This window comes from Flavobacterium frigoritolerans (assembly GCF_025847275.1).
GTDB lineage: Bacteria > Bacteroidota > Bacteroidia > Flavobacteriales > Flavobacteriaceae > Flavobacterium > Flavobacterium frigoritolerans.
In genome coordinates, this window is sequence record NZ_JAOZEV010000001.1 from 13,935 (window position 1) to 39,708 (window position 25,774).

Annotated in this window: 19 protein-coding genes; 4 read left to right on the forward strand and 15 right to left on the reverse strand. The window is 31.3% G+C overall.

Annotation, left to right across the window (positions count from 1 at the left end; genetic code table 11):
* Nucleotides 1–6 precede the first annotated feature (6 nt).
* The 6 genes from OIU80_RS00075 to OIU80_RS00100 all read right to left on the reverse strand — a co-directional run bounded on the left by OIU80_RS00075 (nucleotide 7) and on the right by OIU80_RS00100 (nucleotide 7,684).
* Complete coding sequence (locus OIU80_RS00075) at nucleotides 7–1,143, reverse strand: hypothetical protein (RefSeq protein ID WP_264285073.1); 1,137 nt, start codon at nucleotides 1,141–1,143, stop codon at nucleotides 7–9.
* Nucleotides 1,144–1,230: 87 nt separating this feature from the next.
* On the reverse strand, nucleotides 1,231–2,115 hold the full coding sequence (locus OIU80_RS00080) for a TssN family type VI secretion system protein (protein WP_264285075.1): 885 nt from the start codon (nucleotides 2,113–2,115) through the stop codon (nucleotides 1,231–1,233).
* Between the two features lie 34 nt (nucleotides 2,116–2,149).
* A complete protein-coding gene (locus tag OIU80_RS00085; RefSeq protein WP_264285076.1) occupies nucleotides 2,150–3,055 on the reverse strand; it encodes a hypothetical protein in 906 nt (301 codons plus the stop codon).
* 3 nt (nucleotides 3,056–3,058) lie between these two features.
* Nucleotides 3,059–5,491, reverse strand: coding sequence for an AAA family ATPase (locus tag OIU80_RS00090; protein WP_264285077.1), 2,433 nt, complete (start codon nucleotides 5,489–5,491; stop codon nucleotides 3,059–3,061).
* Nucleotides 5,492–5,495: 4 nt separating this feature from the next.
* Nucleotides 5,496–7,256 carry a hypothetical protein gene (locus OIU80_RS00095; RefSeq protein ID WP_264285078.1) on the reverse strand — a complete coding sequence of 587 codons (1,761 nt, stop codon included), beginning with the start codon at nucleotides 7,254–7,256 and terminating at the stop codon, nucleotides 5,496–5,498.
* A gap of 8 nt (nucleotides 7,257–7,264) precedes the next feature.
* Nucleotides 7,265–7,684 carry a GPW/gp25 family protein gene (locus OIU80_RS00100; RefSeq protein ID WP_264285079.1) on the reverse strand — a complete coding sequence of 140 codons (420 nt, stop codon included), beginning with the start codon at nucleotides 7,682–7,684 and terminating at the stop codon, nucleotides 7,265–7,267.
* A gap of 156 nt (nucleotides 7,685–7,840) precedes the next feature.
* On the opposite strand from OIU80_RS00100, the gene OIU80_RS00105 reads away from it, so the two are divergent.
* The 3 genes from OIU80_RS00105 (at nucleotide 7,841) to OIU80_RS00115 (ending at nucleotide 10,316) form a co-directional block, all read left to right on the forward strand.
* A complete protein-coding gene (locus OIU80_RS00105; protein WP_264285080.1) occupies nucleotides 7,841–8,296 on the forward strand; it encodes a type VI secretion system contractile sheath small subunit in 456 nt (151 codons plus the stop codon).
* 2 nt (nucleotides 8,297–8,298) lie between these two features.
* Nucleotides 8,299–9,666, forward strand: coding sequence for a DUF5458 family protein (locus tag OIU80_RS00110; RefSeq protein ID WP_264285081.1), 1,368 nt, complete (start codon nucleotides 8,299–8,301; stop codon nucleotides 9,664–9,666).
* Nucleotides 9,667–9,833: 167 nt separating this feature from the next.
* Entirely contained in the window at nucleotides 9,834–10,316 is a 483-nt protein-coding gene (locus OIU80_RS00115; protein WP_264285082.1) for a hypothetical protein, read from the forward strand.
* 170 nt (nucleotides 10,317–10,486) lie between these two features.
* Here OIU80_RS00115 and OIU80_RS00120 read toward each other — a convergent pair whose 3' ends face one another.
* From OIU80_RS00120 to ychF, 8 genes are all read right to left on the reverse strand, one after another.
* Nucleotides 10,487–13,210, reverse strand: coding sequence for a DNA gyrase/topoisomerase IV subunit A (locus OIU80_RS00120; RefSeq protein ID WP_264285083.1), 2,724 nt, complete (start codon nucleotides 13,208–13,210; stop codon nucleotides 10,487–10,489).
* A gap of 30 nt (nucleotides 13,211–13,240) precedes the next feature.
* On the reverse strand, nucleotides 13,241–14,308 hold the full coding sequence (locus OIU80_RS00125) for a PDDEXK nuclease domain-containing protein (protein WP_264285084.1): 1,068 nt from the start codon (nucleotides 14,306–14,308) through the stop codon (nucleotides 13,241–13,243).
* Between the two features lie 18 nt (nucleotides 14,309–14,326).
* Nucleotides 14,327–16,198 (reverse strand): DNA topoisomerase IV subunit B, encoded by a 1,872-nt coding sequence (locus tag OIU80_RS00130; RefSeq protein ID WP_264285085.1) that lies wholly within the window; start codon nucleotides 16,196–16,198, stop codon nucleotides 14,327–14,329.
* A gap of 321 nt (nucleotides 16,199–16,519) precedes the next feature.
* On the reverse strand, nucleotides 16,520–17,698 hold the full coding sequence (gene pncB, locus OIU80_RS00135) for a nicotinate phosphoribosyltransferase (protein ID WP_264285086.1): 1,179 nt from the start codon (nucleotides 17,696–17,698) through the stop codon (nucleotides 16,520–16,522).
* A 23-nt stretch (nucleotides 17,699–17,721) separates the two neighbouring features.
* A complete protein-coding gene (locus OIU80_RS00140; protein ID WP_264285087.1) occupies nucleotides 17,722–18,246 on the reverse strand; it encodes an NADPH-dependent FMN reductase in 525 nt (174 codons plus the stop codon).
* An 18-nt stretch (nucleotides 18,247–18,264) separates the two neighbouring features.
* The gene (locus tag OIU80_RS00145; RefSeq protein WP_264285088.1) at nucleotides 18,265–19,176 is read right to left on the reverse strand and encodes a YihY/virulence factor BrkB family protein; all 912 of its coding nucleotides are present in this window, start codon (nucleotides 19,174–19,176) and stop codon (nucleotides 18,265–18,267) included.
* Between the two features lie 381 nt (nucleotides 19,177–19,557).
* Complete coding sequence (locus OIU80_RS00150) at nucleotides 19,558–20,229, reverse strand: hypothetical protein (RefSeq protein WP_264285089.1); 672 nt, start codon at nucleotides 20,227–20,229, stop codon at nucleotides 19,558–19,560.
* A 212-nt stretch (nucleotides 20,230–20,441) separates the two neighbouring features.
* Entirely contained in the window at nucleotides 20,442–21,536 is a 1,095-nt protein-coding gene (gene ychF, locus OIU80_RS00155) for a redox-regulated ATPase YchF (protein WP_264285090.1), read from the reverse strand.
* Between the two features lie 235 nt (nucleotides 21,537–21,771).
* On the opposite strand from ychF, the gene OIU80_RS00160 reads away from it, so the two are divergent.
* Nucleotides 21,772–24,438 (forward strand): TonB-dependent receptor, encoded by a 2,667-nt coding sequence (locus OIU80_RS00160; RefSeq protein WP_264285091.1) that lies wholly within the window; start codon nucleotides 21,772–21,774, stop codon nucleotides 24,436–24,438.
* A gap of 77 nt (nucleotides 24,439–24,515) precedes the next feature.
* Here the strand turns inward: OIU80_RS00160 and OIU80_RS00165 are convergent, their stop codons facing one another.
* Nucleotides 24,516–25,679 (reverse strand): hypothetical protein, encoded by a 1,164-nt coding sequence (locus OIU80_RS00165; RefSeq protein ID WP_264285092.1) that lies wholly within the window; start codon nucleotides 25,677–25,679, stop codon nucleotides 24,516–24,518.
* Between the last annotated feature and the right edge of the window lie 95 nt (nucleotides 25,680–25,774).

Below are 25,774 nucleotides of genomic sequence, written 5' to 3' on the forward strand. Positions count from 1 at the left end.
TTTATTTTAATCAAGTATTGACCATGTGTTACTCCTTTGTGGTGCTGTTTTGGTTTCTTCACTAATTACAATGTTTTCTTTTCTAACTCCAATGTATTCTAATTCACTTAGTTTTTGCCATAAGCGTTTTAAAACACCCAAAAATTGATTCAGTTTTTCTAAGGTTTGTGTTATATCATTGTGATCGTAAACAGCACTTTTTGCTTCAAACAATACACCTAACAATTCTGAAGGTTTAACATCGATCCATTCGTAATAATATTGCAATAAAACTTCTTTCTCTTTGTCATCCATTAGAGTTAATGTAGAAAGTAGATGATTTGCTAAAACAATTATTTTATCAGACATATGCACTGGAGACTCTTCAGAAGCAATATTTTTAAGATAAAAACAGTGCTCAGCATAATAATCAATTATTTTAGTACATAAACTAAATGTGTTAGACACTAACCTGTTATTGGTTGAACTCTGTACGTTTTTTTTATGAATCTTAATTGAAAAATCATTCAATAGGTATAATTCGTTATTTACTTTTGAAAGAAATTGCTTTAAAGTTTCATTGCTTTTTGTTTTTACAACTGGTGCTATATATTTATCATCCTCTATGAATGTTCCATTTTGGAATGCAATTTTTTTGACAATTAAAAAGTATCCTTGTAAAAAATTGTCATTCACTTCTTTTTTATTGATAATATGCAATTTTATCTCTGGAAGTGCATGTGGGTGATGTAGTGGGATTATTTCTGGATCTGGAATACCTACTGGAACTAAATTATAAGGATTTATAGAAACAATAACATAATAATGCTCAAAAGAATTTCTATCTAAATCATTTGCATTAATGCTTACTTCGGGAAGTTTTGTCCCATAAACATCCTGATTAAACGAAATTAAATGTCCATTTTTAGCGATCAATTCGCATTTTTTTAAATAGGCGACTAATTGACCTCCTTCAATTTTTATGTCGATATCTATAGGTTTCCCTCCAGCTGTCTGGATACAGCCATAATTAAAATCATTTAACTGAACTTTATTATAATCACTAACAATTGTTATAAAATTGAAATAATTATTGATAAAATGGTCTTTGGTTAGTTTTACTCCATCTGTCCAATTAATTGGTAAATGTATGTTTGATTTCATAATTGCTTAAGTTATTTTATTCTAGTGTTAGTTAGTTTTTTTTATTTTTAAATTGATATGAGCTTAAAAGAAAATGATTAATCTTAGTTATTCTACTATTTCCCTTTGATTTTTATTCAAAGCAACTCTTTTTGCAAAAATAGTTTGCTTGTTTTTTAGTTTACTCTCTGAAATCGTATCAAGAGGACTTAGGTTTCTGATAAACAACGGGAAACTAAAATATTTTGCTGTATAGAAAATCCAGCCTGTATCTTCATTCTCAGCACTTGATTCGATAGCATCATTTGGGAATCTATAATTCTGATCTTCAATAAACTTATCAAACCAATTGCCCAGGTTAACATCTTGAGCAATTTTCACATCAAACTTTGAGAAGAATTCAGAATTGACTTTTTTCTTTATGTTTATCGATACCTGCATTAAACGGAACTTATCAATATTGTCCCAATACTCAATATCTTTGCGTTCTTTCCCAACTCTCCAATATTCATAAAATGGATCTGGAATTTGTAAATATTTTTTCTTTGATTCTTCAAAAAATATTGGTGCAAATAGCCATAGAATATTAAGCATACTTATATGCGCATAACTTGATATTGCGATATAATTAAATACCAAATAGTATATCCAAGATGATAGAATTGCTACAATTAAAAACAGGAAAAATTTTGCTGGTGCACTATTTTGAATTCCTATATTTTGAAACATAGTAGTATCCATAAAATATAGTAATCCGACTCCAAGTATTAAATAGTAAAAAACAGAAAATAATAAGCCCAACCAAATAAACTCATTATTAAAAAAAGCAAATAAACAAGGTAAAGCTGCTATAAGCGAAAAGCACAAAACAAATATTATAGCCGATTTTGTTTTAATTTTTATACTTGAAAATTGACTCATTACAAGAGTTATAATCAATATCAAAAGCGGTGCTAATAGGTATTTTAAAAAAAATGGAAGTATTGTATTCATCTGAAATGGTTTTCTCTTTATTATCGTTTAAAAATTATAAAATGGTATTGATGCCTAAATAGTTTTCGTTTAACTTTATTCCCAATTGATAGTTATTAAAGAATACAATATCAATTTTCCTATTACTAATAATAAAATACTCTAATATTTTGCGAGTAAGTGTCATCTTGCGTTCTAAAATAGAATAGTCAATATTTCCTTCAAAATACAGGGTAACTTCTACATCATCTACCTCACTTTCAACAGATCCACAAAGTCCTAAATTGAACCCTAAGATGCCATCGCTTAGTTTTAAAAAAGGAGATGTTGTAAAGACATGTTTTTTGTATTTTAACTTTACCACATTCCCCAAAAGCATTTCTAAAACTTTTTCTAATTCTGGAAGATTTTCTTTTAGCTTTTCTGACTCACATAAATAAATAAACAAGTTCCTTTTTTGAATTTTAGACAATTCAAATTCGATAGCCACTAATTCGTCGGCTATTTTTAAAAACAAATCTATTTTATCATTAAATAAGTGGAGGCTTCTTATAGTAGAATCTGTATGTGCAGAAAAGATCTCGTTATCAAAAGGCATAAAAAAATCTAAAGCTTCATTTTCAGTTTCTTTATTTTCTTTTACAGCCTCTACAATTTCTTTGTTAGACATCGTTGGATTACTAACCGACAATGGATGAAAAAGCAACTCGGGCAAATTATGATAAATACTGTTTTTTGCCAAATGCAAGACAAGTGCTTCTTTTGTAAGCCTTGCCCCTTCTTGATATAACATTGAAGAAATATCAATAGCATCTCTAGAGTTATTTCTTTTTGAAAGCCCTCTATGTCTAACAAAAACTTCTGCTTCGTCCTCCAGAAGATTTTGCAATTCATAAAAAAGGACTTCTCCTCTTAAGTTAAAATTAACTTGTTGTTTTAAAACAGCAATATCTTGTTCCATAACTTATTTCTTTTCCCAAATAAACTCATCATCTTTTATATCCAAAACAATAGTTTCGTTCTCAAGAATAGCTTCTGATATAATTAATTTTGAGATAGTTTTTTTCAAATACGTTCTTACTGTTCCAGCAATAGGTCTGGCTCCATATTTTTTAGAGAATCCTTTGTTTGTTAAATACTCTAAAGCACCATCGGATATATCAAATGAAATATTCTTAATGCTTATTAATTGCTCTTGTAAGCGACTTAGATGTAATTTAAAAATTGCTTTAGCAATTTCAATGTTTATAGGAGCAAAGGGAACAACTTCTGTCAAACGTCCCAGAAATTCAGGTCTGAAATGAGTGCTCATAATATCAATTAATTGATTAGAGGTAGGCAAATGACCACTTTCTATTTGTTCCTGAATCCATTGACTACCTATGTTTGATGTAAAAATGATAATGGCATTAGAGAAATCACCCTCTCGTCCTAATTTATCATGTACCTTACCTTCATCCATAATCTGTAAAAAAACATCATAAACAGAAGCATGTGCCTTTTCAATTTCATCAAAAAGTACAACTGAATACGGTTTCTGTCTAATTTTATTGACTAACATACCTCCTTCTTCATAACCTACATATCCTGGAGGAGCACCATATAATAAAGCAGCTGAATGTTCTTCTTTAAATTCCGACATATCAAATCGGATCATAGCATTTTCATCATCAAACAGTAATTCAGCCAATGTTTTTGTTAATTCTGTTTTACCAGTTCCTGTTGGTCCTAAAAAGAAAAATGATCCAATAGGTTGCTTAGGATTACTCAAACCACTTCGCGATTCTATAATAGCTTCCGAAAGTGTTTTTATAGCATGTGATTGTCCTTTTACCCTTTCTTGTAATTTATCTTCGATCGTCAAAAGCTTTTCTTTTTCTCCTGCGCTTATTTTTCCCAAAGGAATTCCAGTTGCATTAGAAACAACTGCTAAAATCTCAGATTTTGTAACAATAGCTATCTTTTCTTTTGCGATAGCCTCAATATTGATTGATAACTTCTCAATATCTCCATAAGTAACCACTTCGTTTTTGACACTTTTTGAATTCTCTACAACTTCAATTTTGCTTGTTACAATACAGCTTATTCGATTGTATATTTCCTTTTTTAGCAAACTGATTTTTGATTCATCATCAGGATCACATTCTTTTATTTGCTCTTTTATTCTTATAATTTCAACTAATGAATTTGCATTTGAAACAATTACCGAAGAAGCTGTCCTGTCTAATAAATCAATAGCTCCATAGGGTAATTTTTTTTCTTTATAAAATCGTTTTGATAAATGAATTGCTTCTTTTAAAACTTCATTTTCAATCTCTATTTTATAATGTTTTTCTAGTTTATCTTTATAAATATCTAGGCATTCGAGTAATAAAGAATAGTCTAATTCTTCTATGAAAATATTTTCAAATTTTCCGTTGATAGTAGTTCCTTCAATTGATTTTCTATAAGAATCAGAATCAATTGTGGCAATAATATTAATGCTTCCTTCGGTTAATTGTGTATTTATAATATTAATTACAGCATTTGATTTTGAGCTCGAGGAATTTAATAATACCTGTATATCATCAATAAAAAGTATGCTTTTTCCGTTTTTAGCTAATTTTTCAAAAATTTCAATTAACTTTTTCGAGATTTCATTTTCACTTCCACAATTTGCTACTAATTTGGATGAGTTTAAAGATAATACTAGGGTTTCTTCAAAAAAATTAGGGTCTGTTTCATGCAAATGATAAATAAGGTTTTTTATGATACTTGTCTTACCAATACCAGACTCACCAATCAACAAAATACCTTGATTTTCATATCGTTCTATATTCTCAAGGATCAATCTTACTTCTTTATTTCTACCAATAATGCTACTGCCTTCTTCAATTATATTTTTTTTATATAATGTATCGCAATAGTTGATATCGATCGTTTCCTGCTCTTCACCATCATCTGCCAGAGTAAAACTTTTTTGAGTATTTCGCAATCCAAAATGTTTCAAAAGTTCTTTATCACTTAAATTTAATCCATCAATTTGCTTGTCACTATAAACCAATCCTGGTTTAATAATGGCAATAAAAACACAAAATGCATCGATATAATCAGCTCCCAACCTGATTTTATTGAAATTTGATTCTGAAAAAACATGCTCAATTTCAACATCAGCTATAATGCTATTACCGTTATTTTGAACAGAAGTATATACTTCTTTTCTCACATCAAACCATTCTTTTATATACTCTATGTCTTTTGACAGCGTTCTTAATACTTCTACCAATCCAGTTGGCTCAAATAATAATGCGTAAGCCAAATGAGCAACTCCATAAGTACTATGCCCATCTTGGATAGCTAATGATTTAGCAGATTTAATTGCAGATAATAAGCTTGGACTGTAATCTAATTCGTTCATAAGTTTAGTTAATTGTTATTTGAAATGGAATATTCATAACTGATTGTTTTTCTAGAGTTTCTTTTAAGAACAATCCAATTTTTTGTTTGCTTTCTACCTGTGCAGCATATTTATCTTGCAAAATAACTTCTACATCAATAGTTCTAAATACACCTTTTTTTCTTTCCTCACTAATACCTACTCCATCGGTTATTAATACCTCTTTTGTAATATTTCTTAAATGATAGTGTACAGCTGACTTTATGTCTTGTTTGGTAACCAATCGTTCTTTCGACAAGAAACCATATCGAAGATTAATTAATTTTTCGACTTTATTGTTTCTATAAATACCTCCAAATGAAGTAGCTTCAAAAACAGTAGCATCTTGTGCCAGTTCTGATAAAACGGTTTGTTTTAAAATGGTGCCTTTTTTTAAGTTATTAGCTATTTGCCCATTTGAAGTCCAATATGAACAATAAATAATTTTAGATTTATCTATTTCATGAATTAAAGCATACACTTCTTCTTCATCATTTACCTGATTATAACTGCTACTGATTTTATTTTCGATTATGTTAATCTCCTCATTAATTTTTGTCATCGTAGCATCAATATAATCTGCATTGATATTCGAAAAAGCACTGATATCTTCTCTTAATGCTCGTACTAATTTTTTAAGGAAAAATTTAGCATTTCGGGAATCGTAATTTTCTAATCCGCCGTAAAAAAGAGTAAATGTGTTTGTGGTAAGAATATGAGGTTGTTTTATACCATTGATGAATTCAATGTTTTTTTCATTAAAAACTTTCATAACATCAAGAAAATGAGTGTTTGATTCAGCTTTCATCGGAAAAAGACGCCCCTCTATTTGAGCATTATGAACTCTATGATTTAATTTTCTGTTAACAACTGGGAAAGTGTTGATTTTTATTTGAATTTTATCCAATTCTTCTTTAGAAAAAATTTCAGGAAATACAAATTCTAACCAAATCAACTCTGAATTTTTTTTGCTCGATTTTAATACTTCTTTATCAATTGCAAATTTGTCCAGAATAGATTCATACACTAAGTTTTCTGAATCTAATTTTAATTTGTAAATGAAATTCTGATAGAATGATTTTATCGTTTCAGTATAATGCTTATTATCTTGAACTTCCTCAAAATTTTCATTTTCGATTTCGAGAATATTCCCTTTAGAATCTTTTACTGTTACATATTTTAAAAATGCATCTAATGATGAATTTTCTGTTATAAATGTGAATTTCAAAGAGTTCAATTTTTCCAGATTCTCTTTAGCAACATCTAATCCAACCCATATACTATGATCTGCAACCTTATGTTTTGAAGGCAAATGCACTACATTTTTTAATGAATCGATCAAAAATGAATTATACATTTGAAAACTAATTTCACCTTCAACAATATTTTCATTGGTAAAAGGGGTAAAATGGATATCATAACCAGTACTAGTAGCCATACTTGATTTTACCACAAATTCAGTATCTGCATTTAGTATAACAATACCTTTAGTAGCGATTGTACTTGCCAAAGTATGAGCTGGCATAGGCAGATTCCATTGACTCGGTACAATTTCTTGAGCAATACGCTCGATAATTTTATTATCAGATTCTACTCCTTCTTGATACAGGTAATACATCTCATATACAAAAACCTCTAACATCATTGTCACCAAAGGATCCGCCATATGGATATCTTCAATCCCCCAGATTTCTAAACATTTTTTCTGTATTCTATTTTTAATTTCAATAAACTTGACGTCTTTCATATTTAATATTATTGAGAAATTGGGCTTATATTCAATTTTGTATGAAAATTAAATGGGATTAAACTTTCTATGATGGAACCTTTAACAACTATAATTGCTTTTCTTCTTATGCTTGAACTTAACTCCTTGTCATCAATTTCATCTAAAGAAATAGTAACTTCTCCTAGAATTAATCTTTTTTCAAATTCAGTTATAGATTCATATAATGATTTTCTGACCAAATCTTCCCAGTCTCTTTTCTTGATATGTTGATTAAATTCTAAATCCCAAATAATAGTTCCGTAGCTTGGTGTCTCTGGAATTTCTCCAAAAGACGTTGTAATTATCATCATAATATTGTAAGCTATCGATTCTTCAATCTTACAAAAATTCTCTTGTGAACCATGTAGTAAAGACTTGAAATTTATGGGATATTTAAGATATTTCATATTAAAAAAGATTACATTTACGCTGATAAAAATTAAGCTTGCAAAATATGCTTTGCAGACAAAATACAAAAATGAAAATAAAATACTTACAAATCACTATATTTTACAAGTTTTTTTTTATTAATTTTACAAAATTAACTAAAAAACTTATAAATTATGAGCATGTTCAATTATGGCATTGGTGGTAATGAAGTAAAAATTGATGCAAACGAATCAATTTTAGAAATTCCTTCAAATAGAACGCTATTGATTCAAAAACTTACAAATGAGCAACCAGTAGGACCCGAAGCAGTATATGATTTACAAACGGTAGAAGCTGTCTTCGAAAACTTCAAACCGAACGTAGATTTCGATTTTACTACTGAAGATGGCTCCGATTTGAGTGAATCTATGACATTTAAAAACCTAGGTGATTTCGGCGCAAAATCAATTAAAGAGAATAGCCCTTTTTTGAATAAATTAAATACAGAAAAGGAGCAAGCTTATAAAATTGTAAGACAACTCTCTAGTAATAGAGGTTTAATTAAGGCTATTCAAGATCCTGCAGTTAAAGATGCTATCATAGAATTGCTTGAAAATGCGAAGAAAGAAATCAATAACAACAAACAATAAATATGGCTACTCAAACTAAAGAACAAAAAAGTCAAGGTTCATCAAACGAACAATTGCTACAAGAATCTCCTAGTAGCAAAATAAACTTATTAAACGAATACGGAGGTTTTGCCTTTTTAGAAAACGTAATTGACGGATTATCAAACTTAAACCCTACCAGAAAAGCTAGAAAAAATATTTTTCTTAACGATGCTCAATGGGAAAATGAGAGAACAAATCTTACCAATAAAATCGAATTATGGTTGGATTTATTAAAAGACAATAATTCTGTTGAATCTATGATTGAAGTTGCTAATGCAAAGGCTACTTCTGCGGACTCAACGCTAAATAAGAACCTAAAATATGCTTTAAATGTTTCTAGAGAATTAGAAACTTCATACAGAAGTGTCGCTTTATTTTATAAAAACACCGAAAGTGATAAAATTAAGAATGTAACAATCTTAAATGCAGACATGTCTCAATTGAAAGATTTAGATAATACTTTATTTTTTGATTATGTTTCTAATGAATTGAAGCAAAATTTTGATAGATTAGATTTAAGAAAAAACTATTCTATCCTTTCAGTACCTGGTTATTTAGGCTCTAACGCAGTTTTAGACAAATGGTCTAAGATAGCACATGAAAACAAATCGGTTTTATTAACTGACTTTCAAGATCTTGAAACACCAGATGATGTTATCGATATTTTCTTCAATGCTAACCATACAGGAGGAGATGTACATAAGTCAAATACTATCATGACTTGTAACTATTTATTAGGAAGAAGCAAATATGATGAAGTAGGCGAAGAAGAAAATCTATATGTTCCGCCATCAACTTCATTGGCTGGAAAAATATACAAAACTCTAATGTCTCAAGTTGTTGCAGGTAAAAAATTTGGAGGTCTGAATGAAGTAGAAAGTGTTCGTTTTGATTTGAAAAAAAGCGAAATTTCAGAACTTGAAAAAATGGGTCTAGTACCAATGGTTAACGAGTATAGCAAAATTATGGCTTTCTCTGCTAAAACATTATTTAACGGAGATAACCTAGGTTTACAAACATATTCAGTAGTTAGAGTATTTGATCACATTACAAAAGTACTTTTTGATTTCCTAAACAGAAGAGCTTTCGAAAACTGGACTACTAGAACTGAAGCTGATTTAAGAAGTCAAATTATCAAATTTTTAGATGGAATTAAAGGTCCTACTAACCTTATTGAGAAGTTTACTGTAATGAAAATTGAACAAGATAAAACTCAAAAGGATAGAATTTTATTAGACATTCATATTACTCCTTATTTCCCAGCTAAAAGTTTCGTAATTCAATTAGACGGACATAAAGGTGATGGTCCAGAAGAAGCTGTTTGGCATAGTGATTACAAACAAGTTTAATATAATCCTTACTTAATTTCTACCCCAAAAATTCATGTTTTTGGGGTATTTTTTAAGGCTTTCCTTATTAGCTTTAAAATTAAAAAACAAGTATTTGTTTAACAATTAAACAAAGAACATATTTTTTACATTTCACAGCATATCATTTTATAATTAAAACTTTATTTATGGCATTTATAACAGCGGAAGGAGCTAAAAAAGCTCAATTATCTGCATCTGATAAACTAGGTGTTGCTAATGCACTTCTTTCAGGCTTAGAGAATATTTCAAAATATAATAATGGTGTATGCCACGATGTAGTAGCTTATACATTGTATATGCTAGGTGCTGAAATAAGTCCTAATGATTTAACAACGTTTTATGGGCAAAATTGGTTAAGCAAATTCAATTACCTTGGAGGACAAAAATGGAATGGAAACTCTTTTCTACCTAAAGGAAAAGCTGTAGGTTTCTATAGACTTGTTGATAAAACTTGGTTTCACTCAGCTATAACCACTGGAAACGGAACAGAAATCAGATCAGTCAATGGACATTCATTAGGAACAGCATGGTTCGCTCCTGCTGATTTATGCTTTTTAGGTAAAAGTGATTCTGACGGAACGTTTAAATATGATGGAACAAAAATAGAAGTTTATATATCTCCTCTATAATAGATTTTTGTAAGGTTTTAAGTTAACTGGATAAAATAAAAAATGATAAACAAAATTATTATAACAAAAAAAGACTACTTCTAACTAGTAGAAACAGTCTCTTTTTGTTGTTTTATTCAGATTCCTAAGGACAGATTTTTCTTTTTTAGATAGCTTATTTTTACTTAATACTAGTCTAAAACCAGTCCGATTTGACCATCATCATCAAGTTCTGTTTCAACCGAATCATCTTCATTATCGATAGTTCGTACCTTAACTTCTTCTATGGGTTCTTCATACGGCAATGGATCTAACAAGTTGACTTGTTTTACCTTATCACTTGTTAATTGATTACCTAATGCTTTAAAGCCTTTCACAGCGATAAAATCTTCGATATCCACATATAAATTATCTTTTTGAACTCCTTTTACTTTAGCAAAGACTAATTCAGCAACAGGACGATAATCTGTAGCTACAATTTCTAACTGAGAATTAGGATGTTCTGTAATAAAACATTCTTCTTTGTTTTCGGTCTCAACTAAGAAACGTTTTATATAATAACGCTCTTTCTCTCCTTCAAAATAAATTGCAGAAATTGGTTTTTTAGGATTCCATTTTTCCAAAACAATCATATCCTCATCAAAATGGGTCGATAATTCTGGAATAATAACTTTCAATTTACCAGTTTGACTAATGATTAATATTTTATCACTTGGTTTAAATTCCCCTAATAATTCTCCACGGGCATCTACATTTAGACGTTTTACTGTATCATCATACCAAACTTTTCTTGGTAGTAACGTCGAAATACCTTTCTCTTTAAGCTCAATTTTCTTAATTGGGTATTTCGTTACCAAATTTCCTTTAGATCCACGGCCTTTTATAGCCAAAGCAGCAAAATCTATATCAAATTTTAGTTTTTTGATACTTCCTACCTGACGTAATAAAATAGTTATTACTTCAGCTTCTCCATTTGGATTATGTGAAAAATAAACTACTTGTGAACCCGCAGTTTCATTTGTTAAATCATACGCTTTATCACGCGTTACTCCCGAAACATTAAAACGTTTTATGTACGAAGGTCCTGATTTTCCGTCACGATACATCATATTGTAAATCGTGCGTTTGTCGCTTTTATCAAAAATAGCAACATGAATAATATCTTTACCCACAAATGTCTTGGCATCAACTTTTGTAATCATCATTTTACCATCTCGTAAAAACACAATCACATCATCAATATCTGAACAATCGGTTAGATATTCATCTTTTTTCAAGCTAGTTCCGATAAAACCTTCTTCTCTGTTTACATATAATTTAGTATTTCTTAAAACTACCTTAGTAGCCTCGATATCATCGAAAATACGTAATTCAGTCTGGCGCTCACGACCTTTACCGTATTTCTCTTTTAATTTGGTAAAATAAGCAATTGCAAAATCTGTTAAATTTTCCAAATTGTATTCTACTTCCTTCATTTCATCTTCTAACTTAGCAATGAAATCGTCGGCTTTATCAGAATCAAAACGAGTAATACGAATCATCGGAATTTGAGTCAAACGCTGTAAATCATCATCGTGAATTTCTCTTACGAATGATTTCTTGAAAGGTTCAAATCGGTCATATAAATATTTATACAACGATTCTCTATCAGAATATAATTTGAAATCAATGTACATTTCCTCACGAATGAAGATTTTCTCTAAAGTTGAGAAATGCCATTTATTTTTTAATTCTTCTAATTGAATTTCTAATTCTTGTCGAAGTAAATCGACTGTTCTGTTCGTTGAAATTTTCAACATCGCAGAAACTCCAATAAACAATGGTTTATTATCCTCAATAACACATCCTAAAGGTGCTACCGAAGTTTCACATGCGGTAAATGCAAACAAAGCATCAATAGTCTTATCTGGCGAAACTCCTGGAAAAAGATGTATCAAAATCTCTACATCGGCTGCTGTATTGTCTTCAATTTTCTTGATTTTGATTTTGCCTTTATCATTGGCTTTCAAAATACTATCAATTAAAGTAGTGGTATTGGTCGAAAATGGAATTTGTGTAATTACCAATGTATTCTTGTCTAATTGTGCTATTTTGGCACGAACACGAACACGTCCACCACGCAAACCATCATTATAATTAGAAATATCAGCAATACCCTGAGTCATAAAATCAGGATATAATGTAAACGATTTTCCTTTAAGAATTTTTATCGAAGCATCAATTAATTCATTAAAATTATGTGGCAATACTTTTGTGGAAAGTCCAACCGCAATACCCTCGGCTCCTTGTGCCAAAAGCAAAGGGAATTTTACAGGCAAATTATTCGGTTCTGCACGACGACCATCATATGAAACACCCCAATCGGTAATTTTTGGAGAGTACAAAACCTCCAAAGCAAATTTAGATAAACGTGCCTCGATATAACGTGAAGCTGCAGCACCATCTCCTGTTAAGATATTACCCCAGTTTCCCTGACAATCTATCAATAAATCTTTTTGCCCTATTTGTACCATTGCATCACCAATACTCGCATCTCCGTGAGGGTGATACTGCATAGTGTGACCTACAACATTGGCAACTTTATTATAACGACCATCATCCAACTCTTTAAGAGAGTGCATAATACGACGTTGCACAGGCTTAAATCCATCTTCGATAGCAGGAACAGCACGTTCCAGAATTACGTACGAAGCATAATCTAAGAACCAGTCTTTGTACATTCCGGTAACTTTGGTAATGGTATCACCACTGTCATCATTATTATCGTAAAAATGTCCTCCTTCAAAAGATTTAGCATCTACTTCGATAATTTCATCAGATTCATCTTCTTCTTGATTGTCATCATAAGAATTAGTATCCTCCGAATTATTTTCTTCGTTATCTGGAATTATGTTATCGTCTTCTTCGTCTTTCATTTAATTATATTCGAAATTATAAATTTAATGCTATTTGTTTTCGATCAGTTCTTTTAAAACTTCAACACTTGGTAACACTGTTTTATATTTACTGGCAAAAATTTGCTCATTATTCTCTGGTAAAGTATATCTTACTACTGCGTCGCTTTTGTTTTGGCAAAGCACAATTCCAATAGTTTTGTTTTCATCCTCCAAACGGATTTCTCTGTCATAATAGTTAACATACATTTGCATCTGACCTAAATCCTGATGTTTTAGTTCTCCTATTTTAAGATCAATAAGTACAAAACATTTTAAAATTCTATTAAAAAAAACTAAATCAATTCGGAAGTGTTTATCATCAAATGTAATCCTTTTTTGCCTTGCTACGAAAGTAAAACCAGTTCCTAATTCTAAAAGAAAATGTTCTAATTTATTGATAATTTCATCTTCAAGTTCACTTTCTGAATATTGATGTAATTCTGGCAATCCTAAAAATTCAAGTATGTATGCATCTTTTATAATGTCTTTCGGTTTCTCAATAATCTGCCCTTTTTCAGACAGCTTTAAAACTCCTTCTTTATCGCGACTCAATGATAATCTGGTATAAAGTGCCGAATCATACTGTCTTTTTAATTCTCGAACGCTCCAATTGTGTTTCTCTGATTCTATTTCATAAAATCGTCTTTCATTTTCATCATCAATCCGCATTAAGAAAATGTAGTGTGTCCAAGTCAATTTGAAAAACGAAGATAATGTCTGAAAATCTAATTTATCAAATTGCGCAGTCACTGACTGCGTTTTTTGATTTTCCAATTTCGTCATCAGTGATGACGAAATTGAATATATCTGATAAAACTTTCTCATTCGGTCAAGGTTTTCAACAGAAAACCCTTTTCCAAACTCCTTTGTTAATTGTTGAGAAAGTCCTTTTAATAATTGTTTTCCATATTTGGCTCTGTCTTTTCCGCTTTGTTCTTCTTCAACAATCATTCTTCCTATTTCAAAATACGTAAGTGTCATCGTTGAATTCACGGTACGTAAAACCTGTTGTCGGGCATCTTGCAATAACTCGACTACTTGTTGAAATATGACTTTATTTTGAAAATCAGTTGACACTATATTTTATTTTAAAAACTAAACTTCCTCTTCTATAGCATCTAGTTCAACCTTCAAATTCTTGATAATAAATTCTTGTCTGTCTGGTGTGTTTTTCCCCATATAGAAAGACAACAATTGTTCTATCGATGTATTTTTATCCATCATAATAGGATCAAGACGAATCGTTTCTCCAATGAAATTCTTGAACTCATCTGGCGAAATCTCTCCCAAACCTTTAAATCGCGTGATTTCTGGCTTTGGCTTTAATTTTTCGATAGCAGCTTTTCGTTCGTCTTCAGAATAACAATAAATTGTTTCTTTCTTGTTTCGAACTCTAAAAAGTGGCGTTTGCAAGATATATAAATGTCCTTCTTTTATTAATTCTGGAAAAAATTGCAAGAAAAAAGTAATCAATAACAAGCGAATGTGCATTCCATCGACATCGGCATCGGTTGCGATTACAATATTATTATATCGTAATTTCTCTAATCCGTCTTCAATATCTAAAGCTGCTTGCAGTAAGTTGAATTCTTCGTTTTCATACACAATTTTCTTGGTCATTCCGTATGAGTTCAAAGGCTTACCACGTAAACTAAAAACCGCTTGTGTATTTACATCACGTGATTTGGTAATAGATCCAGAAGCCGAATCTCCCTCGGTAATAAAAAGGGTACTTTCTAAGTTTCTAGGATTCTTTGTATCTGGAAGATGCGCACGGCAATCTCTTAATTTTTTATTATGAAGATTGGCTTTTTTAGCACGATCTGTCGCTAGTTTTCGAATTCCTGATAATTCTTTACGTTCTCGTTCTGCTTGTAGAATTTTACGCAATAAGGCTTCTGCAGTTGTTGGATTTTTATGTAAATAATTATCTAATTTATTCTTTACAAAATCATTTACAAAAGTACGAACCGATACTGGAGGCGTTCCATCATCAGATCCCATATCCATAGAACCTAATTTGGTTTTGGTTTGAGATTCAAATACAGGTTCCATAACCTTGATGCTAATCGCACTCACAATCGATTTACGTACATCTGATGCTTCAAAACTTTTGTTGTAAAACTCACGAATGGTTTTTACAATTGCTTCTCTGTAAGCCGCTAAGTGCGTCCCTCCTTGTGTTGTATTCTGACCATTCACAAAAGAGTGATATTCTTCGCTATATTGTGTTTTACTGTGGGTTAAAGCAATCTCAATGTCCGTATCTTTTAAATGGATAATTGGATACTCTAAATCATCAGCGTTAATTGTTTCTTCTAATAAATCTCTAAGACCATTTTCAGAATAATATTTTTCGCCATTGAATATAATTGTCAAACCATTGTTTAAGTAACAATAGTTTTTAACCATTTTTATTACATATTCTAATCGGAATTTATAATTTTTAAAAATAGCTTCATCTGGAATAAAAGTTACTTTTGTTCCTTTTCGTTTTGTAGTATCAATTACATCTTCTTCAAGAACCAAATTTCCTGCTGAAAATTCAGCTGCTTTTTGCTTATCATCACGTACCGATTCTACACGAAAGTAATTAGAAAGTGCATTTACTGCCTTGGTTCCTACTCCATTTAACCCTACTGATTTTTGAAAAGCTTTGGAGTCATATTTTCCTCCTGTATTCATTTTTGAGACTACATCAACAACTTTTCCTAGAGGAATTCCACGGCCGTAATCACGAACCGATACAGTTTTATCCCTAATAGTCACTTCAATAGTTTTTCCTGCCCCCATAACGAATTCATCGATACAGTTGTCTAAAACCTCTTTTAACAGAATATAAATACCATCATCGGGTGATGATCCATCTCCCAATTTTCCGATATACATTCCGGGACGCATACGAATATGTTCTTTCCAGTCGAGTGATCGAATATTATCTTCGTTATATTGATTTTGCTCTAGCATAAATGAGTTTTGGATTTTTTGCTAATGTACTATATCTCCTTAAAAAATGAAAGTCAATCTTTTGAAAGTTATCAATAAAAGCGTCTTTTAAACGCATTTATTTAAATCAAAAAGAGAAACTCATTAAAATCATAAAAAAAATGGTTTTTAAACAAAAATTTAAGAGCCTGTTTAAAATTTAAACATTCAGATTTTCATGAAATTATTTCTCGATAGATAAGGCAAATTTTAAAAGAATAATACGCTTATTTTTGAATACTTTTAACGGAATATCGCAGAAAATAATCCGTTAAAAGCAATTAAATAAAATTTAAACAAACTCTAAGACTTAATTCCTAAAACTTGTTTTGCCAATGCAATCATTTCGGGAGTTCCCGTGTTTTTATTTTTTTCATCCGAAAGTTTTACAACCCCTTCCCAATGGGTGAAATCTGGCTTTGTCTCAGTTAACTTAATAACCATGTTCATTGCCGGCAAACCTACATCATTGGTGAAATTTGTACCAATTCCAAATGACATTTTTATTTTGTCTTTACAAAAATCGGATATAACTTTTACTTTCTCTAAGTTTAATGAGTCTGAAAAGACTATTATTTTTGACTTAGGATCTATTCCTAACTTGATGTAATGTGCGATTGTTTTTTTTGCAAATTCAATTGGGTCTCCGCTATCATGACGAACCCCATCAAAGAGTTTTGAGTACTTTTTATCAAATTGTTCAAAAAACACATCTGTTGTATAAGTATCAGTTAAAGCAATCCCTAAATCTCCTCCATAAACCTGTGTCCAGTTCTCTAAACCAACTATATTAGCAACTTTAAACCCGTATTGCGCCGCATGAAACATAAACCATTCATGCGCATGTGTACCTAAAGGCCGCTTACCATTAAGCATTGCCAAATGCACATTACTTGTACCCAGAAAACTTTCATTACCAAAAGTCGCAAGCGTTTCATTAACCAAAGTGTGCACTTTGTATGAATGACGTCGTCTTGTACCAAATTCTAAAACCGAAGCCCCCAATGCATTATAACTTTCGATCTTGTTTTTGGTAATATCCTGAACCGCTTTATCATCTATCCTATCTAAATTCTGAGATGCATAAAAAAGCTCCGAAATTAAAGCCATCAATGGAACTTCCCATAAAATGGTACGATACCAGAATCCTTCGATTGTAATATCCAAATCAGAACCAACCTGTTCTATTTCAACCTCTGAAGAATCAAAAGTGTACCCTTGTAAAAAATCTAAATAGGTTGGATCTAAATATGGGCAATATTTCTTTAAATATATTTTTTCTTCTTGAGTCAGCTGCAACTTTGCCATTGCTTCAACTGAGTGGCGCAATAAAACAGCAAATCCTGGAGGAAAATTATGTTTTCCTCTGTTTATAAATTTATACCGTACTTTTACTTTAGGAAATAGCTTAATTACAGCGTGCTGCATTGTAAACTTATAGAAATCGTTATCTAATATTGATTTCAAAAAAATTGTTACCATAAGCGATTTTATTCTAGTTAATTTTAAAAATTTGAGTTTATTAGAGTTGCTAACTGCTCTTTTAATTCTTCATTGGAGATTTCTCCTTTTTCTACATCAAAATTGGTATTAAAACTCGGCAATGAAAAACTTGCTTTTATTTCGGTACCATAACGTGGAAACAATTTTGTAGCAATTTCCAAAACCGAAGCTCCTCCTCTCGCTCCTGGCGATGTAGCTAATAACAACATAGGCTTATGCTGAAAGACATCTTTCTCAATACGTGAACACCAATCGAAAACATTCTTGAAAGCAACGGAATAATTTCCATTATTTTCTGCCATAGAAACTACCAAAATATCTGCTTTTGCAAGTTTCTCAAGAAAAACTTTTGCTTTTGGGTGTTGCCCTATTTCTTTTTCAACATCAACACTAAATAATGGCATTGCAAAATCATTTAAATCCAACACTTCTACGCTGGCATTACTAAATTGATTTGCAGCATACGTCGCCAGTTTTTTATTGATGGAATGTTGGCTATTACTTCCTCCAAAAGCTATGATTTTCATGATTTTAGTTTTAACGATTTACTCTATTTCTAAGATTTCTTTTTTTATTTCTACTGAGTATTCATTAGGATAAATCTTACCCCCAAATGACTTAGCATATACCTTTGTAAATTCAGCCCCAAAATACAGAATAATTGCCGAATAATAAACCCAAACCAGAATTATTATTACGGAACCTGCCGCACCATAAACTGATGCTGTCGTAGAACTTCCTAAATAAAATCCTATCGCAAATTTTCCTATCATAAATAATACTGCCGTACAGGATGCTCCAATAAAAGCATCTTTCCATTTTATTATTCCATCTGGTAATGCCTTAAATATAATTGCAAAGAGCAAGGTGATACTAATCAAGATAATAAACAGATTTATTACATTAAATAAATAAACGGTACTCTCAGGGAAATACAGCTTTAAGCGTGCACTCATTAAATCTAAAATTGTACTTACAAAAAGACTCACAAGCATTAAGAATCCTACCGAAACGATCATAGAAAATGACATTAAGCGGTTTTGAATGAATTTTTTTAGTCCTTTATTTGGTTTAGCACGCAATCCCCAAATAAAATTAATAGAACTCTGAATTTCAGCAAAAACTCCCGAAGCTCCAATTAACAACATCCCAACTCCAAAAATAGTTGCAAAAACATTACTTCCTGAAAGTTGCACATTTTTTATTGTCTCCTGAATTTGTATCGCTGCACTATCACCCACTAATCCGTTTATTTGCCCATAAAGCTCCCCTGCTACAGCATCTTCCCCAAAGAAAACACCACAAATTGTAATGATTATAATCAACAAAGGCGGTAGTGCAAAAATGGTATAATAGGCTAATGCAGCACTTAATTTTATTGCATTGTCATCGTTAAATTCTAAAAAAGTAGTTTTTAACAAATACCATGATTTGGATGCTATATTTTGTTTTTCCACAATATTCTAATTAATTATTCTCTCAAATATAAGCAATAATAAAAAAAGAATATTCTGGTATTCTCCATAAATATTACACTTTTCCCATGAATACCCCAGATTGCAGTGGAAAGCATTTTGAAAGCAAAACTTTTTTTTGTTACTGTAAAAAAGCGACCGAAGGAAGCTCTTTTTATAATATTACAAAAAATGGTTTTACCGAAAAATCTTGAAGCGAAAAGCTGGAAATAGGTACTAAAAAAATCCCCCTTTAAGACATTAATTTTCATTAAGGCTAAACTTAATATTTCTTAATTTCTTAATTTCTTAATTCCTTAATTAAAAGCAAAATACTTCAAAAGACAACAATATTTTCTTTCTGATTTCTATGGTAAAACTAAACTATTTGGAGACTTTTTTAAATTGTTGCTCATATCCAAAACTCTTTAGTTTTAATAGACTTTTGAATTCACTGCGGGTTGGTTTAACTACAAAAGAAGTAGAGTCTATTTTTTGTGATTTAATAGCTGTAATAGAATCTAATTTACCCAAATCTTGTTTTAATAAAACATGATTAATTCTTAAAATATCATTTTCTACAGACAAAATCTTTAGCGTCCAGAAAATAGAATCACGCTTGCTTAAAATCAATTTACCATCAATCCTTTTTACCTTATTATAATATGAAAACCTAAATAGTGTGTCTACATATTTTTCGATAAGCATTACTGAATCTCCTTTTGAAGTTATATCGTATTTTTGAATTCTATCTTTTGTTATTAATTTCCCATCTACAATATCATATTCTTTCTTTAAGGAATCTAATTGATTTTTATGGATTTTAAATTTATTATAATTCTCAAACCGAATTGCATTTTCATTAATTCTTAAAAATGTAGAATCACTATTCATATATAATCCTCTAAATTTATCAGGGAACCTATCCAACTCAGAATCATTAATCGGTTGAGGAGCTTCAAAATACAAAGCAAAGGCATCAGCAGGTGCTGCATCAGCTTTTCTACAAGATGATAGAGTAATTAATATTCCTAAAATTAGAGCGATTTTTTTCATAAGTTGTTTTTAATTAGATTAACCAAAATTCAAACCAAATGTTAAAAAAAACCAAAATGAGCACAAAAAATATTTTAACGCAGATTTTACAGATAAAAGCAGATTAACCTCTTTATTACCTTTAAAAATAAAAATTTAAACAAAAAAACTGCTGAATTTCTTCAGCAGCTTTGTCTATTCTCTTTATTCTTTATTCTATCCTCTAAAGAAAATTATACGTTAAAACGGAAGTGCATTACATCTCCATCTTTTACAATATATTCTTTTCCTTCTACTTTAAATTTACCTGCTTCTTTGGCTTTTGCTTCTGAACCGTAATGAACGAAATCTTCGTATGAAATTACTTCGGCACGGATGAATCCTTTTTCGAAATCAGTATGAATAACCCCTGCAGCTTGTGGTGCAGTAGCTCCGATATTGATTGTCCAAGCACGAACTTCTTTTACTCCTGCTGTGAAATACGTTTGCTGTTTCAATAACTTATAAGCAGCACGAATTAAAACTGATGCTCCTGGCTCTTGCAATCCCATATCTTCTAAGAAAACTTGACGCTCTTCGTAGCTTTCTAATTCTGTAATATCTGCTTCTGCTCCTACTGAAAGTATGATAACCTCAGCATCTTCGTCTTTTACTAACTCACGAACCTGATCTACGTATTTGTTACCGTTTACTGCTGCACTTTCGTCAACATTACAAACATACAATACAGGTTTTGCTGTAATTAGCTGAAAAGATTCCATTAAAATCTCTTCATCATTACTTTGAGGTACAATAGTACGAGCCGATTTAGCTTGTAATAATGATTCTCTAATTCTGTCTAAAAGTGCTTTTTCTGTTTGCGCTTCCTTATTTCCTGTTTTAGCTGCACGATTTACTTTTTCCAAACGTTTTTCAACAGTTTCTAAATCTTTCAATTGCAACTCAATATCAATTGTTTCTTTGTCACGAATTGGGTTTACATTTCCATCTACGTGAACAATATTATCATTATCAAAACAACGTAAAACGTGAATAATCGCATTACACTCTCTGATGTTTCCTAAAAATTGATTTCCTAGTCCTTCACCTTTACTTGCTCCTTTTACCAAACCTGCGATATCAACAATATCCACAGTTGCCATTTGAACACGTTCTGGTTTTACCAATTCTTCTAATTTTTCAATTCTCGGATCTGGTACGTTTACAACACCAATATTTGGCTCGATTGTACAAAAAGGAAAGTTTGCACTTTGCGCCTTTGCATTTGATAAACAATTAAATAATGTTGATTTTCCAACATTTGGCAATCCTACAATTCCTGCTTTCATATGTAGTTTCTATTTATTTTTATATTCAGCTATTCAATTCTGCTGAAATTTATGTTCTCGCTTTTAAAAGTTTGCAAATATAAGATTTAAAACTTCGTTGCCGAACAAAAACTGCGTATTAATACACTTTTAAACAAACCCTTAAAAAAATTTAAACATTCTGCTAAAGTTTTGTTAAAAAATACTACTTTTAACTAAACATCCAACCAAACAACAAAACCAAACTCAATTAATTATGAAAAAATTTACAGTATTAGTATTCATACTAAATATTACATTTCTTTTTGCTCAAAAAGAAATCAGCGGCGTCGTAAAAGACCACAATGGTGCAGTACTCCCTGGGGTAAACATCATGGAAAAAGGAACTAACAATGGTGTATCTACCGATATTCAAGGTGGTTATATCATTAAAGTTAAAGAAGGTGCTGTATTAGTTTTTAGCTACGTTGGGTACACAAATACCGAAAAAAATGCAACTAGTGGCGTTATTGACATTACAATGAACGAAAATGGCGGACAAACCTTAAAAGATGTTGTGATTGTAGGTTCCAGAAATACTAAAAGAACTGTTGTAAATTCAGCAGTACCCATTGATATTATTAACATAAAGGATGTTACTACACAAAGTGGAAAACTGGAAATTAACCAATTATTACAATACATAGCTCCTTCTTTTAATGCTAATAAACAGTCTGGATCTGATGGTGCTGATCACGTTGATCCCGCTTCATTAAGAGGTTTAGGTCCTGATCAAACATTGGTTTTGATAAATGGAAAAAGAAGACATCAATCTTCGCTTGTGAATTTATTTGGAACTCGAGGCCGTGGAAACACTGGAACTGATTTAAATGCGATTCCAGCTTCAGCCATAAAAAGAATTGAGATCTTAAGAGATGGCGCAGCCGCTCAATATGGTTCCGATGCTATTGCTGGTGTTATTAATATTGTACTAAATGATAATACAGACGAACTAAACGGTTCGGTTACATACGGAGTTTTTAATACCAAAGCCAAAGGCGACTTTCTTCCTGGAACTCCAAATACTAAAAACTATAGATTGGATCAAAACGGAAATGGAAATTCATACGGAAAAAACCAAGCTTTTGATGGAGGATCTGTAAAGGTTGCAGCCAATTATGGCGTTGCAATTGGAGAAAAAGGAGGTTTTGCTAATTTTACTACTGAATACATTAATAAAAACAAAACACTTCGTCCTGCTTATGATTTTAGAAAAGGTTTTGGAGATGCCGAAATACAAAGCTTTAATCTTTTCGCCAATATTGCAGTTCCTATATCTGACAAAACTGAGTTCTATGCCTTTGGAGGAAGAAACTACAGAGATACTGATGCTTACGCTTTTACCAGAAATGATGGCGAAAGAGTTGTAGAATCCATCTATCCCGGTGGATATACCCCGAGAATTACTTCAAATATTATCGACAACTCATTAGCTGCTGGATTTAGAACTCAAACTGCAAGTGGCTGGAAAATTGACATTAGCAATACCTATGGGAAAAATCTTTTTCATTACTACATAAAAGGAACTATTAATGCTTCGCTTGAAGCGGCTTCTCCAACTGAATTTGATGCTGGTGGTCATACCTTAACACAAAATACTACCAATTTTGATTTTTCTAAAAACTATGACTCTGTACTTAGTGGATTAAACATCGCTTTTGGAGCAGAATATCGCACAGAAAGATTCACCATTTTTGCAGGCGATGAAGGTTCATACGCGACTTACGACACAAACGGAAGACCTATAACTGATCCTACAACCCAAAATGCTCCTACCATTCCTAATCCTGATTACGACCCTTCAGATCCAACCTCTAGCCCTACCATACCAAGACCAGGAGGTTCTCAAGGTTTCCCAGGATACAGCCCATTGAATACGGTTGACAAAGGTCGTACTAACCTGTCTTTATACACTGATGCCGAATTAGATATTACCGATGCTTTTTTAATAAGTGGTGCTGTTCGCTTTGAAAACTACAGTGATTTCGGAAGTACTCTCAATGGTAAATTAGCAATGCGTTTAAAAGCCAGCAAAAACATAAATTTTAGGGGATCTATAAGTACAGGTTTCCGTGCTCCATCATTGGCGCAGATTTACTATAATTTACATTTTACAAATTTTAATGCCAGCGGTGCTACCGAAGTATTGCTTGCGCCAAATAATAGCCCTGTAACCAAAGCATTTGGTATTCAAAAATTAAACGAAGAAAAAGCTGTAAACGCTTCATTAGGATTTACTGCAAATTTTGGTGATTTTACAGCTACAGTTGATGGATATTTTATAAAAGTTAAAAATCGTATTGTACTTACTGGCTACTTTGATGCTGCTTCATTAAATATTGGTGTTGCCGAAGCTCAGTTTTTTGTAAACGGTGTTGACACTAAAACAACTGGATTAGATTTAGTTCTTGCATGGAAGAAAAAACTTGGAGGATCACTATTTAGCGCTACGCTTGTAGGAAACATCAATAATATGAAAATTGATAATGTAAAAAATGGTAACCTGCCCGAAGAGACTTTTTTTGGAAGACGTGAAAGAGCATTTTTATTAGCATCGGCACCTAAGAATAAATTTGGTTTGAACTTAAACTATGCCAGACAAAAATTTGATGCTGGTTTAGCTTTTACACATTTCAGTAAAGTCGTTTTAGTCGATTACGGAGATGAAGAAGATATTTATCATGACAGAATAGTAACTGATTTGACCCTTGGTTACCAACTAACCAAATCATTAAAACTGAGTGTTGGTAGCAACAATTTATTTAATGTTTACCCAACAAAACAAGATGAACAAGGAAATACTGAAGCTGGTGGATATTGGGATGCTGTACAAATGGGTTTTAGCGGAGCGTACTACTATGCCAGACTTGGTTTTACATTTTAATCTAAAACATTAAACACATAGAAACTAAAAATCCTGAGCGTGCTCAGGATTTTTTATTTGCTTAAATCTATAAAAAACTAAAACTTAGATTCTAAAGATTTTATTATTTCTTTCTCCTTACTAGTAGCAGTAAACCCTGAAACATCCCAGTAATTGGTTAGAATTTTATTCTTTTTGTTAAAGAGAGTTTGTTCTTTGAAAACATCGCTCTCATTATAAGTAAAATTTTGTTTATTGTAATTCGTCGTTACAAAACTATTTCGAACCTGAATGTTTTTCACCTTATCTTTCATAACAAGATCATAAGCTATTTCTTCTTCCGAGCTTAATAAATAATAATCCGATCCATCTATTCTGTATCGTACTTCTATAAATGATCTTGTAACATTCTTAGAGCCAATAGTTGGCTTTTCTTCTATTTTATTAGTTGTTCCGGGTATTAAAACACAGGTAAACTCGATAATTATCTTTTTTTTGGGATCATAAATAACTTCAAAACTATCTGTTCCTTTCTTAGATTTATCCAACGGAGTAATATTCATTACATAATAGTCTTTATTTTCAGGATACACCTTTATTATGTAATCGTATTCTTTTCTCTTTTTAGAATTTAAAACAGGCCCAAAATAATTTAGATTAGAATAATTCTCCATGATATTATTCAAATTATATCCTCTTAGATCTTTACTTATATCCGTTTCGAGTAATCCGTATGATCGATTTTGTTCTACTAATAATGTTGTTTTTGCTTTTTTATGATTTACTGAAAACTGAAAATTCACCAGTCCATCATTGTAGTAAGAATATTTATTGTCGAGCATAAAAAACTCCCTGACATATACTTTGAGTCGATAAGGCATCGTTAGTTTTTGTGCCGAATTAGAAACAATTTTTTGAAGTGTTTTTTGTGGGGATTCTTTAGATACAACAATCCCATCTAATTTATTATTCTTGTTTTTTAAATAAACAACAAATTGATTTTCTTTTAAAGTTGCCCAACGAAGTGTTACGCTCTCAGAATTTATCTCGGAAACCTGAACACTAGAAGCTCCATTGAGCATAAAGGTTACTTTACCCTCTTCGTTACTCGATAGAACTTGCTTGGTTTTAAGTATAACCACCATTGCATCTTCTATAGGCAACTGTGTCTCAATATCTTTCACGATAATAGAATATTCTTTGTTTTGTGCAAAAATACCAACATTAAAAAACATAATAAATAAAAGTACAAGTCTCTTCATAGGCTTTGTTAAAAAATTAACCGCCATAAAACTACAAATAAAACATTAAAAACCAACACAATACGAAATAAAGGTTATGTGCAAAAAAAAAATCC